Origin of the sequence: Streptomyces sp. NBC_00075 (genome assembly GCF_045041225.1) — a bacterium.
GTDB classification, from domain to species: domain Bacteria; phylum Actinomycetota; class Actinomycetes; order Streptomycetales; family Streptomycetaceae; genus Streptomyces; species Streptomyces adonidis.
The window spans coordinates 1,804,901-1,818,618 of sequence record NZ_CP108243.1; the positions used below are offsets into that span (position 1 = coordinate 1,804,901).

Sequence of the window (13,718 nt, forward strand, 5' to 3'; positions counted from 1 at the left end):
CGGTCTAAGCCAGCAGGATCGGTGACAGCATTCTTACCAGCGTCCCAAGGGGCATCTGCACGCATCGAGATCACGACCCGCAACTCCACCTGGCGTGGATCGGCCGGCGGCACCATACGCATGGTGCCGCCGCACCGCCGAAGGCGTCCGGGCCGAAAACCTTCCTGTCTCACCCCTCAAACGCCCCGGAGCCTCACCCTTCCCCCAGCTTCTTGGTCAAGGCGCCGACCGTTCGCCTTCCGGCTCCGGCGGGAAAGAAGAAAGGATGCCTCGGTGCCGCCTCCACTACGGCCATCCGGTCGTCAGTCACAGTGACGTGGACTCTGGCGAGCCATCGAGCGGGACCTTTCAGAACTACGCCCCAACTCTGGTCACCCAGAACTATGACGTTGCCGACTCCTGGCACCGACTGAAGTGTCTCCTGGATACCGTAGGGAGCGGATCCGGTCATCGCGAGAGGTATATCGAAGCGCTCGACGCCAAGCATTGAGCGCGCGGTGACGCCTGACCCGGTTTTCGCTTTCTTGAGCTGCGAGAGGGTGACTACCACGGCAAGCACCACGCCCGCTATCGCAGCTCGCTCGAACGCATGCCGCAATGCCACACGTGCCCCAAAATGGAGCATTCCTTCAGCGAAGAGCAGTATCAGGAACACCAGGTAGAAAACAACGGTCTGGGCAAGCAGCATCCGCGCCGTGAGCACGAGCGGATGCGCGTCACGTTCACTCACTTCTTTTGACAATTCTTTCCCCCTACTTCCTCAGGATAAAGTGGTAGGTACCCGAGAAATCTATGGCCGGAAAAATATCCGACTGCCGGTGACGTGGTCTTGATGGCAAGACATTTGTGATCCATGTGAGCCTCGTCCGTGACATCGATGATCTCTGACGCCCAGAGGAGGAACCAAGCCTCGATTGCGCCCATGCACCAGTAGTTGCCATGGCACAACAAACCTCCGACAACACCGCCTAGAATCCCGGATCCAGCCGCGAAGGTCCAGCCATGCCGGGCGAAGTAGGTGTAGAGCTGCTCCGTGGCTTTGCGTGAAATATAGACGGTGCACGTGATTATTCCGCAGGTCCGGTGGGCCGTGTGGGTACCAGCAAGGTCCACCTGGTTCACGGGGTCCTGGTCGGTGTAGTCGTACGCGTTCGCGCTGCCTCCCACAACAGAGTCCACGGAAAGGAATCGCCCGGTGCCCGGATTGTAGAGACGAACTCCCATGAGCACGATTCCGGACTGGGCATCTGAATTGCGTTGCGCCTCGCCGAGCCAACCATAGCGAGCCGATCCCGTCGCGTTTCCGAATTCGTCGTAGCTGAGTGCTGTGGCGGTGGTCGTGCTCAGGGCGAGTTGGACGGCGATGTCTCCATGGAGGTTGGCGAACTGCAGCGTGGTGCCGCCGGTGGCCGAGGTGGTGGCCGCCAGGCCCGTCGCGAGGTCGGTGACGTTGCGGGTGATGGTGCCGGAGGTGTCCTCGGTGGTCCAGGCCGGGCTGTCGGAGTCGTCGTCGTAGTGGCTGGCCCGGGTTGCGGTGGTGGCCCAGGTGGTGCCGCCGTCGGTGCTGTTCTGGGTGGTCCAGGCAGCCAGGCGATGGGCTGCGTCGAGGGTCCAGGTCTGCTTGGTGGTGCTGGTGGTTTCCTGGCGGACGAGGTCACCTGTGTAGTAGGCGAGGGCAGTGCCGTCGGGGAGTGTGGTGGTGCGGCCGAAGGCATCGTAGGTGTAGCCGGTGTCGGTGATGCGGTCGGCGCTGTCGTAGGTGTGAGTGGCCGCCGTGGTGGTGGTCGTGCCGGTGGTGGTGTCGGCACAGTCGGTGGTGCTCGCGGCGGTGGTCAGTGAGGTCCGGTTGTAGCTTGTGTTGCCGGCGAAGCCGTAGCTGCGTGTGGTGCAGGCGGAGCCGGTGTCGTCGCTGGCCTGGGTGAGGCGGTTGGCGGCGTCGTAGGTGTAGTTGCTGGTGGTGGCGGCGCCGTTGTTCTCGGTGTGGCCTGCCTGCTGGCCGCCGGTGCTGTAGTCGGCGGTGTCGGTCAGGACTGGCGTCTGGTTGGGGTCCGCGTATGCGCGGGTGGTCTGTGCGCCGGTGGTGTCGTAGGTCTGGGTGAGGGTGTAGCTGCCGGGGAGGGTTTCGCCGGTGAGGTTGCCGTCGGCGTCGTAGGCGGTGGCGGTGAAGGTGCCCGCGACGGAGTCGGTGAGCGTGGCGGGCAGGCCTGTGGTGGCGTCGTAGGTGTAGGTCGTGGTGGAGGGGGCCGAGTCGGTGCGGCTGACCGCGCGGTCGGAGCTGTCGTAGGACGTGGCGGTGGTGTTGCCGGTGCCATCCTTGTACGTTGCCTGACGGCCGAGTTCGTCGTAGGCGGCCGTGATGGTCTGGCTGTTCGAGGTCACCGTGGATGGGGCGCCGGTGGTGGTGTCGTAGGTGTAGGTCGTGGCGGGAGTGGTCGTGCCCGTGCCACCGGTGGTCGTGACGGCCTGGGGCCTCTCGGCGCTGTCGTAGGTCGTGGTGGTGGTGCGGGTGGTGCCGTTCGCGGTCTCCGTCAGGGTCTTGACCTGGCCGTAGTTGTCGTATGTGTAGGTCCGGGTGGGGAGTTGGTCCGGGTTGCTGCCGCCGCCCGTGATCGTGCTCGCGGGGGCCTGGGTGCATACCAGGTCGGCCCACTCGGGGTGGCCGGCGCAGGTGCCGGTGCCGGTGTAGTAGGTGGTCAGCGTGGTCTTGGCGTCGGTGCCGGAGGAGGTCGGCTGGACTTCCTTGGTCTGGTTGCCGTCGCTGTCGTAGCTGTAGGTGGTGGTGATGGCCAGGCCGGAGGGGTCGGTGACGGTGGTCAGGGGCAGGCCGGTGGTCCAGTCGTAGGTCGTGGCCGTCGTCTGCTTGTCGCCGTCGGAGGGGTAGAGGGGGACCGCGGCGCCGGTGGTGACGGATGTCAGCAGGTCGGAGACGTCGGCGCTGCTGGGGCGGTTTTCGTCATAAGCAATGGACGTGTGGGAGCGGGCGAGTGTCTCCGATCCCGCCGGTAGGTCCGCCGTGCTGGCCCCGCCTGCGAGGTTGTGCCGGAGGGTGATGGTGTGCAGGGGCCCGGAGACATCGGACACGAGCGAGGAGCCGTCGGCGGCTGTCGTGTAGTTCGTAGTGGTCGACAGCAGACCGGCGGCTTCGGCGGGGGAGCCGGCGTTGGCAATCGCGCCGGCCACCAGGGGGTCGGTGCTGGTCGTGGTGCCGAGGGCAAGTTCGCGGTTGGCGGCGGTCAGTTCGCGGGTGGTGTTGCCCAGGGTGTCGTACTCGGTGGTGGTGAGGTGGCCGCCCGGGCTGGCGGTGTTCACGTCCAGGCCGCGCTCGTCCAGGTAGGTGATGGTGGCCTTGGTGTAGGCGCCGGACCCGAGGGTGGTGCCGTCGTGGCTGGACGGGACGGAGGTGGGCGGGAAGACGGCGGTGCCGAGGGTGGGGTTGTCGTTCTGCGCCCAGGTGGAGGTCTTGGTGGAAGACAGGTCGTAGGGGGCGGTAGTGCCGGAGACCGGGACGTCGTAGACGACGCTGGTGGTGGCCGTCCCGCCGTCGGTGGTGGCGGTGGTGCCGGTCTGGAGGGTTGGGCGGGAGGCGGACACCAGCATGCCGTCCCCGGCGTCGCCGTTGTTGCCGACGTGGTCGTAGGTGAAGGTCCACGGCAGTTGGCCGGGCGGGGTCAGGGTGGAGACCCGGCCGGCGCTGTCGTAGGTGTAGCTGGTCTTGAGAGGGGTGGACAGCCGTGGGTCCCAGGCGTCGGCGAGCCGGCCGCTGCTGGTGTAGTCGTACGCGGCGATCGGGGTGGAGATGGAGGACGAGGCTCCCGGGGCGGTGGCCCACAGGTTGATCTGCTGTACCTGGCCCGCGTAGTTGCCGGTGGTCGAGGCGGTCGCGGTGGTGGAGGGCGCGTAGACGAACTCCAGGACCCGGCAGCCCAGTGTGGACGGGTCGCCCGCGCAGGTGGCCGCGGAGACGGCGCTGGTGGGGGCGATGACGTACTGCGGCTCGGACAGGTACTCGCTGCCGCCCGACACCGCGACCGCGTGCGAGACCACCGTCGTGGTGGTCGCCGAGCCGCTGGTCACCGTGTAGGACGTGGCGAGCTGCCAGGTCACCGAGCCGGCGTTGGGCTTGGTGAAGGTGGCGGTGGTGCCGTCGGTGTCCTTCAGAGTGAAGGAGGCTCCGGACAGGGTGCCGGTCAGGGTCAGGCTCTCCGAGCCCGGCTGTGGGGTCCAGGTGCCCGCGGTGGCGTTCAGGAGGGTGAAGCCGGTCGAGGCGCCGCTGGAGTCCATCACGGCAACCGAGCTGGGCGATGTCTGTTTGATGTATCCCCAGTCGGCCTTGGTGGCGGTGATGCCGGAGAACCAGTTCGGGCCGAAGATCGCGACCTGGCCGTCCTGCCCGGATGCCCCCAGCGGGTCGCGGGAGGAGAACGTGCGGGTCACCGACGCCCCGAACGCGGAGGCGTCCGTAGCGTCCAGGCCGTAGTCACCGGTCAGCAGGTTCACAGCCCCTGGACCGAGATCCGCAGTCGGCGCGTTGTCGGCCTTGCGGTCGATGGTGACGGTGGCCGGGCTGGTGGCGTAGGTGTTCGTGCCGTCGGTGAACAGTGCCCGCACCTGTACCGGGCCGTCGTCGTTCAGCTGGCTGGTGGAGGCCCAGTCCAGGTCGACGGGCTGGGCGGAGGCGGAGAAGGCCAGGGGCCAGGACGGCACCGCCGTGCCGTCGGCGGCCTTGGTGACGTGGGTCAGGGGGATCGGCTGCCAGCCGTTGGGGTCGGCGGACCCGATCTCGAACTGGTACGTCACCTCCGTGAACGCCCCGGACTGCGTCGCCGACAAGGTCACGTCGTCATCGGTGGTGTCACCGGTCGTCGGCGAGTTCAGGCTCGCCTTGCCCACGCCGAAGGAGTAGGAGGTGGTGGCGGTGGAGAGATTGCCGCTGGAGTCGATGGTCTTCGCGGAGAAGGTGTGCCAGCCGTTGGCCGGGGTGATGTGGACGGTCAGCGGGTCTCCGCCGTTTCCGTCAGCCGTGTCGACCACCTTGTTGGGGACGGCCGAGTTGTCCAGGCCCCACTCGTAGCCCTGCCCGTCACTCGCGGAGGTGTCGAGCGTGCACGTCGCGCCACTGCTGGACTTGTCCGTCCAGACACCGGAGGGGTACGCGTCGCAGGAGACGGTAGGGGCGGCGGGCTTGGCGACGTTCGGTACGAAGTAGAGGTAGGACGACCAGGCGCCGTAGTCGGTGCCGTCGTAGCCCCGCACCCGCATCCGCAGATGCGCGGCAGCGAGCTGGCTCGCGGACGGGATGGCCAGAGTCGCGGTGGAGCCCGAGGAGACCGAGGAGGAAGTCGCCGTGTAGGAGTACGACGTCTCGCCGGTGTAGGCCGGGTCGTTGGTGATCTCGAACTGGGCCTTGACCGTCGAGCCGTCCGGGTCGGAGACCTTCGCGGACAATGTCGGGGTGTACGTGGTCACGTACCGCGTGCCGTTGTAGGTGTTGACGGCGGACGGCGACACCGCGGCCGAACTCGGCTTGGCGGGGTAGGAGTTGTAGGTGACCGTCAGCTTGGGGGCGTATCCGGTGGTGGTGTAGTTGGCGGAGCGGAAGCGGCGCCAGGTGGTGGAGTCGGTTTCGCTGGTGCCGTAGACCATGAGGCCGTAGTTGGTGGCGCCGTCGGCCCATGCCTGGACGATGGTGTCGATGTCCCAGTTGGACCAGGCGGCCGGGCAGGCCGAGGAGTAGCCGCGCGGCACCAGGTTGTTCACCGCACCGGTCCCGGACGACGACGGCCGGGTGCCCCAGGTCAGCGAGGTCGACGACCAGTCGGAGGTGATCCGGCGGACCGTGGTGCCCGCACCGTCCGTGGCGCAGGTCGACGAGTAGTAGCTGTACAGGGCGAAGTTGGTGTCGGTGATGTGCTTGCCCACGAACTTCGACACGTCGAACTTCAGGTACGAACGCGCCAGGTCCGCTCCGCCGTCGTAGGTACCCGACTTCAGCTCCTGCGAGGAGACCTGGGAGTCCGGGTAGTCAGGAGTCTGGATCCAGGTGTCCGTGGTCACCGCGAGGGTGGTGGTCGGGTCGACCGTCACCGGATAGGTCGCGGTGGCCAGGAAAGCCTGGTCGGGGGTGAGGACGAGGGTCTGTGCGCCGTCGGCAGCTGTCTCGACCTTGGTGGCGACCTGCTCCTCGTGTGCGGACTCGCCGGAGGCGGGGTTCTTGGACGCGTCCCACATCATCGGCGCGGGCGCCTCGGCCACCATCTTGCCGTCGGAGTCCTTCAGCAGGAGGTGCCCGGAATCGGCCTGGGAAAGGGCCAGGCCCTTCAGGTCCAGGGGGATCCGGTACGTCAGGGACTGAACGGCCGGCTGCTGGGCGAGGGTGATGTTCTCGGAGAAACCCTGCACTAGCGCGGTCGCCGTGAGGGTCTGGCCGTCGCCCAGGGCGTAGGAGGCGGTCGCGTCGCGCACGGTCGGCGTGGGCAGCTTGTCCTCCCAGCCTAGGCCGAAGGACCTCCCGCTCTTGGTCACCGAGGCGAGGTCGGTGTCACCGCCGTCGGACACCGCGATATCGGCCGCAGCAGCCTTCGGCTCCAAGTCGTCCCCGGCGTCGGTGAGACTGGTGTCGATGTCGTGCCAGGCCCCGTCCTGCTTCACCCGCACCGGGCCTGCGTAGGCCTCGGTCTGCATGCTTCCGTCCGCCAGCGCATACGTCGTCGAGTCCGTCGTCCGCTCCGACAGGATCTCGATCCTCCGGTTCTGCAACCGGGCCATCAGCAACGCCGACGTCTCATCCTGTGCCTCGGCCGGGCCGTAGCTCTGGTCGGAGGAGGAAGAAGCGCCGCTGGCGGTCGTCTCGGCGGGCAGGGCGAACGCAAGCCCACTGTTCTCCGCGACGAGGGCCGCGTCGATACCGAGAAGCAGCACCACTGCTGTCGCAACCTGTCGGATCCGTCTGTGCCTGGTTCTGAGCATGGGTCGGTGACGCATGGCTGGCCCCCGTAAGTCATGTGCGGAGAAATAGTGAGCGGATCTTCGCAGCCACCCGCAGAGACCCCCATGCGGAATCTGATGTTCCGGTAAAAGCGAGATCAAGAAACACGACCGCCCGGCAACCCGGAGGACTGGATCGCCATCGAGCACTGGGCGTTTTATGTACTTTCTAAGCATTTAATAGATACATAAAGCGGCTCACCGTTCAGCAATCTTTGAGTAATTCTTGATGGAAATTCCTGCTATTTATTATTGAATCGTCACATAAGGTCACATTTGGCCTCAACTGCCGCTTCCGAGGCTGCAGATGACCGCCACGCGAAGGCGACTGAGCCATCGCCGGACACCCCGACGAGACGGTCATCGGCACCCGATTCGCCCGCGTCTACGTCCTCCCCACCGACTGAACGGCATCGCAGTTCGGGGGTACGCCAGTCGGACCCGGGCGCCTGCACCAGGTCCGCACGCAAGCCGGGCCGCTTCGCGAATGTCCGGAGGCGCCTCGACCGGCCGGCCCGAGTGCCGATCACGGGGGCGGGCACCGAGATCGGAATGCGGTGGCGGCGCCATTCCGCCGCTCGTCATGGCCAACGCACTGGCAGGGGCGCAGGATCCGGCGCCTTCGGATCCGGCGGGACAGCAGCCTTTTGCCCTCCGCGTTGATCGCCACGGCGTAGTGATGTGTCTTGCCGATGTCCACACCGGCCCAGATATCGGGCACGTTCCCTTGAGCCAGCTCGTCGCACATGGAACCCGCAGACGACCTCGCCTGCGTTGTCCTACAGCAGCGATCAAGTCGCGTATCCCAATTGGCGGTCGGGTCGTCGTGGGGCTTCGGGCGGCCAAGTCCCGTAAGCCATCTAGCGGCTCAATCTTTACACCCATACCCGAAGCCCCCCGGGCCCTCCGATCCTACGAACGGCCAGAGCAGGCCCACGTCAAGAAGGTAGGACAACCCTTAGCCATCGCAGGAGGCAGGGAGATGACCGACGGAGGTTGTGCATAGGTGTCCCAGGTATCGGAAAACCTGGCATGACGGGATAGGACTTGAACCGTCTTGGGGTCGTGGAGTCCCGACGTTCCCAGCATGGAAGTATAGAAGCGCTTCAGGTACTGGAAGCGGGTTCTCGCCGGAAGCCCTGCCCTGTCGAGGGCCTGATGCCATTTGCGATGGAAGTGATCCGCCCGTACAGGCCCGTCGTGAATGTTCATCACCACAGGGCCGCGGCTTCCAGTGTCGCAGAGCTCGCCTTCGTCTTGAGCGGTGCGGCCTGTCCGTGCTGCTGTTGTTCTTTGATGCACAGGAAATTCTGTGACCAGTCGACGTGATCCCACTTCAGTCCGAGAACTTCACCACGGCGCAGCCCGGCACAGGCGCCCAGCCAGACTGCGATCTCGAAACGCGGCTCCACCTGCCGCATGGCCGCTGCCGCAGCGGCAACCTGCTCGGGTCTGAGGGCGACCTCGATATGCCTGTCGATCTCGGGTAGTTCGACGCGGGACACGATATTGGCGGGGAGCGGGACATCTTCGTCCAGCACGTAGTGCATGAGGAGGCGCCATGTCGTGAACACCTGAACCACCGAGCGCGGTGACCGAAGGCTCGGAGTGCTCATGAGGTGGTCGACGAACGCTGTGGAGTCACAGCGTCGCAGAGACGCTGCCGGTCGGCTGCCGATGAACGGCAGAATGTGGTTACGAAGATGCCCCTCGTAGGCGATCACCGTGTTGTGTCGTTTGCTTCTCTCCTTCTTCCTCTTGATCAGCTGCGTCGCGTAGAAGGAACCATCGCAGGCCGTGCAAGTGCGGTTTCCCCGGCGCTCTTTGACACTGTGCAGCGACACCTCACCCAGGTGGGCATGCGCTTCATTCTGCTCCTCGAACGAAACGCGTCGCTCCTGCCCGGCGTGATCGACGTAACGCGCTTGCCATCGCAGCCCTCATCCATGATCGGATGAAGGATAGAGAAGGCGATTCCTGGTTCCGCATTTGCAGGCAACGTCGCCACGGTGCGGTTTCGGGTAGGACTTATGCCAACGGTCAAACGGCAGCGCTGATCTCATCATGCCTCTCGCCGGAATACGCCACTTGGCCAGGCCGATTCGGTCACAGCGGCAACGAAGTGACTCCGATGCCTGCGGATTCCGGATCGTCCCGGCCGGCGGGACTGTTACGGCATCAGCATTTCCCTCCCCAAGCGCGATTATGCACAACTGTTCATGGCGTCCGGTGTGGCATGCGGATGGTGTCACTGTGTGCCAGATCGTGAACCGTCGCCAGACCCGCGACTCCTGTCCCTCAGAATGCAACTCCGCCGCCTCAGAGAGGAACGGGGCTACACCCTGGAAGAGCTAGCAGAACGCAGCGGGTGAGCTTTCGAGGTCTCATCTACATCGAACACGGGAAGCGCAATCCCGGCGCGTTGACTCTCGTGGACATCGCCACGGCGCTCGATGTCGCACCCGGCGAACTCATCGATCACCTGACGGAAGGGCACTCCGACAAAGCCCCGCAGTAGCAAGATCGGCGCGTCGGCACAGACGCCGGCCAGCACTTGTCCGTGCGGCCACGGTTGCGCCAGGAACCCCCGCTTGCGCTTCCGGGCCTCCCCCTCGACCGCTGGGCCCCAGCGGCGCTTCTGGCAGACGTTTCCGTCAGGGGATGCCCAGCGCGTCGTTGCGGACGCCCAAGTACCTCATCCGAACACTCTGGAGGGCATAGGGGCAGGGCGAGTTGAGACGGGGTACGGAGTGCTGTCGCCGCGGATAAGGCGGCGCGCCCAAGGGCGCCCACCCCGAGGGGCAGGCTCAGATGGCGGGCCTGTGAGGTGCTACCGGCGATGAGTGCCGAACACCGAGGCCGAGTTGGCGGCGAGTGCCGTCGCAACTGCCGCTGCTCGCAGCCGAACTGCCTTGCCCCGCGCCCAATATCAGTGGGGGGTACGCGGGGCAAGGAGCTCTGCGGCTAGGGACCTGGCCAATGCCCACCGCGCGCTGTTGCCGTACAGGCTCGCCGTACTGCGCTGCCGGGAGTCTGCCGTCGAGCGACGGGTCTGCTTCATCGGCCGGGGCCACATGCGCCTGTTCAGTGATGCATGCCAATTACGGGTGACAGCTGGGGAGCCGGCTGAATACAGGGCCGGGTCTCCAGCGGATTGCACCGTTCCTCGGATCGAGTCGTGGGGGACTCAGCAGCCGTAGTCGATCAGGTCGAACGAGGCGTAGTGGTCGGAGGTGTAGTAGTCCTCCTGGTACTCCTCACCCGTGACGATGCGACGGGCACCGCGCGTGGAGGAGCCAGGGGTCTTGACCGTGTACTCGTGATAGTAGCCAGTGCTCTGGCTGGGGAGGACGCCCTCGCGGTTCTGGAAGACGCTGCCGTCCTGCGAGTACGGGTAGGGGCCGCCCTGCGCGATCAGGTTGAGCGTCGTGTAGGCCTGCGACGGCAGATCGTCGTAGCAGATGCTGCCCACTGCCGTGGTGGCGGCACCGGCCGTGCCGACGGTGACGGTGCCACCCACCAGGAGAGCGGACAGAACGGCGGCTGCGGCGCCGATGCGAGTGATTCGTGGGGGGAATCTCATGCCCACATGATGACGCGCGTAGACAGTGGCATGTCAATGACAACCCCGAAGAATTTCCCGTCAAGTCCGATGAGTTTTCCGGAAGTTAACCTGGCACCCGGCGCCCCCACGCGGTCCCCGCACACCGTGGTACCGCCCGGTGACGCACGGGCGGAGCTGCTTGCTCTCCAGCGCAGCGACGGTGCGCACACCTGGAGCTGGCATGCGGCTGCTCACCTGCGACACAAGGGAGAATCCGCCCACTGGCAGCGGGTCTGCGCTGCACGTCCCAGAGTCCAAGATGCGTAACTGGTCTGGCTTGGAATGTATTTCACGGGTGGATGGTGCCTGAAGCGAACCAGGCGTGGAGTGTGGGCTCTGTTCCGTCCGGGAGATCGTCGATGAACACCACGGCCAGGCCGCGCTGGGCTCGCGAGCAGCAGACGTAGAACAGGTTGCGTGACCGTTCGGTGCGGTCGGGCTTGTCAGTGCCGGCGAGCATCTTGCCGATGCTGTACCTGTTCCAGGCACGGCCTTCGACCACCACTACGACGTTCTCGAATCCGTCGCCCTTGACACCGTGCTGAGTTGAGAACGGGGTGAGTTCGTCGATGAAGTGGGTGACGCTGATGACTTCTCGGTAGGACACGCTGCGGAGGTTGTTCGAGAAGTCCGCTCGCCGCTGGTCGCGCTCGTCCAGGTCCGTTGCGGATCTCCGGCGTTCCAGGTCCTTGAGTTTTCCCGGCAGGGCGAGGAGATGGCCGTCGGCCATCAGATCGAGCACCTCACCGATGGTGCCGGTGCTGCGTACGGCGTCGAGTGCACGGATTGCGTCACGGATGGCGCGTTTGTGGGCGTGACTGGTGATGCGTGTCCGTCCCTCGTCCAGTAGGTCGGTCAGCCCGGCGAAGTCGCTGTTGCGGAACGCGGTGCTGATGGCCTCGACGCGGGTGAGGTACTGGATGTACGGCTCGTTGCGTGCCATGAGGTCGTCGGGCCCGTAGCGGCCCAGCTTTCGGTACTGCTCCGGGAGGTTGGCGTACTCCAGGGTGCCCGCTATCCCTCGGTGGGTGAGCAGCAGGTATTTGCTGTTCTCCCGTGTCCAGCTGTTCCGGGCGAGTACTGCTTCGGCGGCGGTGAGTCGCTCAGGGCCGGCCGGGATGCTGCTGTTGAGGAACAAGTGGACCTCTCCGGTCCGCTGCTTGCCGACGGCGTCCTGGGTGAGCTCGGGACGCATCCGGTTGAGCACCTCGACGACCGGAGGCGAGCACCGGTAGTTCTCGTGCTTGGTGATCTCGGTGAGAAGGCCGGGCCGTTTTACCGCTCCGACGCCCGACTCGTAGATCTTCTGCATGGAGTCGCCGAAGAGACCGACCACGCATTTCTCGCGGCCGGCGCCCGCCAGGTGGTCCAGCAGCAGCTGGATCGTCTTGGGCGAAGTGTCCTGGCACTCGTTGACAAAGATGACCGGGTACTTGCTGGTGATGATGCGTATGAGCTTGGGGTGGGCCGAGACGAGACGGAGCGACAGCGCGATGACGTCGTCGTGGGAGATGCGCCCCTCGTGCAGCCTGCGCCCGCGGTCGGAATACTCGATGACGGGAGGATCGGTGACATCATCAAGGTCTTCCGGTTTGGACAGGTCCTTGTTGTAGTCGAGGATCTGCTGCCAGAGCTCAAGCTGGTACGGCTGGATGACACTCCACAGGAATTCGTGGATGGTGTCGACGTCGACGAGCGGGTCTGCGGCGATGCGTTCGACGATCTTTTTCTTGGCGACGTTGGTGTAGGTGATGCAGGCGATCCGCCGGCCGTGTGCCTCCAGATCTGCGCGGTGGTGGGTCAGGAGGTGCTGCAGGGCGCGTACCAGGGTGGTCGTCGCCCGCGTCTGGAGACGCCCCGTGCTGCGAGACGTGCTCGGCCGACGGCGTGGGCTGAGCCGCAGGTGCTGAAGGCTGCGCAGCCGGCGCTACGGTCTGCCCCTCCATCGACACCACAGCAGTTTCTGTTCCCGCCTCGGAGGCGACGACGGCTGGGCGGGCCGACTGACTGGCAGCAGGATCCTGCACCGGGCTGCCCGGCGCGGCCTCGACGCGCGGATGGGCGGGCGGTGCCACGGGCGCCTGCGCCACCTCGGCCATCATCTCGGTCGGGTCCTGCGTCGATACCCCAGTGGGAACGCTGGATGCAGCGGGCTGAACCTGCGGCTCGCTGGCAGCGGGAGGGCCCTCACCCCGTGCGGCGGCCTGTTCGGCGGCGAACTGCTCGGGCGTGAGCTCGGCGGCCGGCGGAGGGGGCGGTGGGGCCGTCTTCTTGGCCCCGCCCAGGGGACGCCCGCTGGTGCGGCGGGACGGCGGCTTCGGCCTGTCGTTGTTCTCGCTCATGCCTCGGTCAGCTCCTTCATGAGGTTGGCGTATTCGCTCAGTTCGGTGGGGATCTCGCCGAAGGCCTCCATGTAGTGCACCCACGAGTGGATGGTGGTCTCGGCGAGCGGGAACGCCTCGTCGCGGTCCGGGCCGATGCCCTCACCTGCGGCGGGCTCCAGCAGCTGGTCCTTCGCCCGGCTGGGCAGGCTGGTGCGGTCGTCGGCCTTGACCATGACGACGTGGGCGATGACGCCGTGCTCGTTGCGGGCGGCGGCGCGTTCGGCCTCGTCGAAGGTGGCCACGAGCTTGCGGCGCTCGATCTTGGTGGGGGCGACCGGCACGAGCAGCAGGTTCGCCTCGGTAACAGCCTCGTGGAAGATGCGGGTGCTGCCGCCACCGACGTCGACCACGATCGCGCCGAACTCGGCGCGCTTGGCGCTGATGTACTCGGCGATGTCGTCGAACGGGTACCGCGTGATGACCAGGTTGGCGGGGATCTCGAAGCCGGCGGCCTGGGCGACCTTGAACCAGTCGTAGGCGGACTGGCTGGTCGCGTCCGCGTCCAGCAGCAGTGTCGGCAGGTCGAGGACGACCGCGTGGTAGAGCGCGATGAACCAGGCGGAGGTGGTCTTGCCGGTGCCGCCCTTGAGCATGCCGACCACGATGACGAAGGCGTCCCAGGCGCTCGCCGTGGCTGCGGCCAGGGTCTTGGGTCGGGTGTTCTCACTCATGTGTGCTTGATCTCCTGAATCTGGAAAGGTGGGTTGACTTGCGTGCGCCAGCGAGGAGGCCGGCGTTGGGTTGTG

At 66.1% G+C, this 13,718-nt stretch carries 7 protein-coding genes and 1 pseudogene; 1 reads left to right on the forward strand and 7 read right to left on the reverse strand.

The genetic code is table 11. From position 1 onward, the window contains the following. Positions 1-193: 193 nt before the first annotated feature. The 4 genes and pseudogenes from OG787_RS07750 to OG787_RS07765 all read right to left on the reverse strand — a co-directional run bounded on the left by OG787_RS07750 (position 194) and on the right by OG787_RS07765 (position 8,828). Positions 194-730 (reverse strand): hypothetical protein, encoded by a 537-nt coding sequence (locus OG787_RS07750; protein WP_369031384.1) that lies wholly within the window; start codon positions 728-730, stop codon positions 194-196. Beyond that, positions 727-6,921, reverse strand: coding sequence for a DNRLRE domain-containing protein (locus tag OG787_RS07755; protein WP_405534652.1), 6,195 nt, complete (start codon positions 6,919-6,921; stop codon positions 727-729). Before OG787_RS07755 ends, OG787_RS07750 begins: the two co-directional genes overlap by 4 nt. Positions 6,922-7,609: 688 nt before the next feature. After that, a pseudogene (locus OG787_RS07760) lies at positions 7,610-7,732 on the reverse strand (IS110 family transposase); the annotation flags it as partial. Between the two features lie 463 nt (positions 7,733-8,195). After that, positions 8,196-8,828 (reverse strand): tyrosine-type recombinase/integrase, encoded by a 633-nt coding sequence (locus tag OG787_RS07765; RefSeq protein ID WP_405534653.1) that lies wholly within the window; start codon positions 8,826-8,828, stop codon positions 8,196-8,198. Positions 8,829-9,352: 524 nt separating this feature from the next. On the opposite strand from OG787_RS07765, the gene OG787_RS07770 reads away from it, so the two are divergent. After that, complete coding sequence (locus OG787_RS07770) at positions 9,353-9,502, forward strand: hypothetical protein (RefSeq protein ID WP_369031372.1); 150 nt, start codon at positions 9,353-9,355, stop codon at positions 9,500-9,502. Positions 9,503-10,171: 669 nt separating this feature from the next. On the opposite strand, the gene OG787_RS07775 is transcribed toward OG787_RS07770, so the two are convergent. From OG787_RS07775 to OG787_RS07785, 3 genes are all read right to left on the reverse strand, one after another. Further along, complete coding sequence (locus OG787_RS07775) at positions 10,172-10,567, reverse strand: ribonuclease domain-containing protein (RefSeq protein ID WP_369031373.1); 396 nt, start codon at positions 10,565-10,567, stop codon at positions 10,172-10,174. Positions 10,568-10,877: 310 nt separating this feature from the next. Further along, positions 10,878-12,509: a UvrD-helicase domain-containing protein gene (locus OG787_RS07780; RefSeq protein WP_405540447.1), complete on the reverse strand. Its 1,632-nt coding sequence runs from the start codon at positions 12,507-12,509 to the stop codon at positions 10,878-10,880. A gap of 417 nt (positions 12,510-12,926) precedes the next feature. Next, positions 12,927-13,643 carry a ParA family protein gene (locus tag OG787_RS07785; RefSeq protein WP_405534654.1) on the reverse strand — a complete coding sequence of 239 codons (717 nt, stop codon included), beginning with the start codon at positions 13,641-13,643 and terminating at the stop codon, positions 12,927-12,929. Positions 13,644-13,718 lie beyond the last annotated feature (75 nt).

Coding starts and splice junctions, on each gene's coding strand:
- OG787_RS07775 (WP_369031373.1), bottom strand. CDS start 10,567: ATGAGATTCCCCCCACGAATCACTCGCATCGGCGCCGCAGCCGCCGTT.
- OG787_RS07785 (WP_405534654.1), bottom strand. CDS start 13,643: ATGAGTGAGAACACCCGACCCAAGACCCTGGCCGCAGCCACGGCGAGC.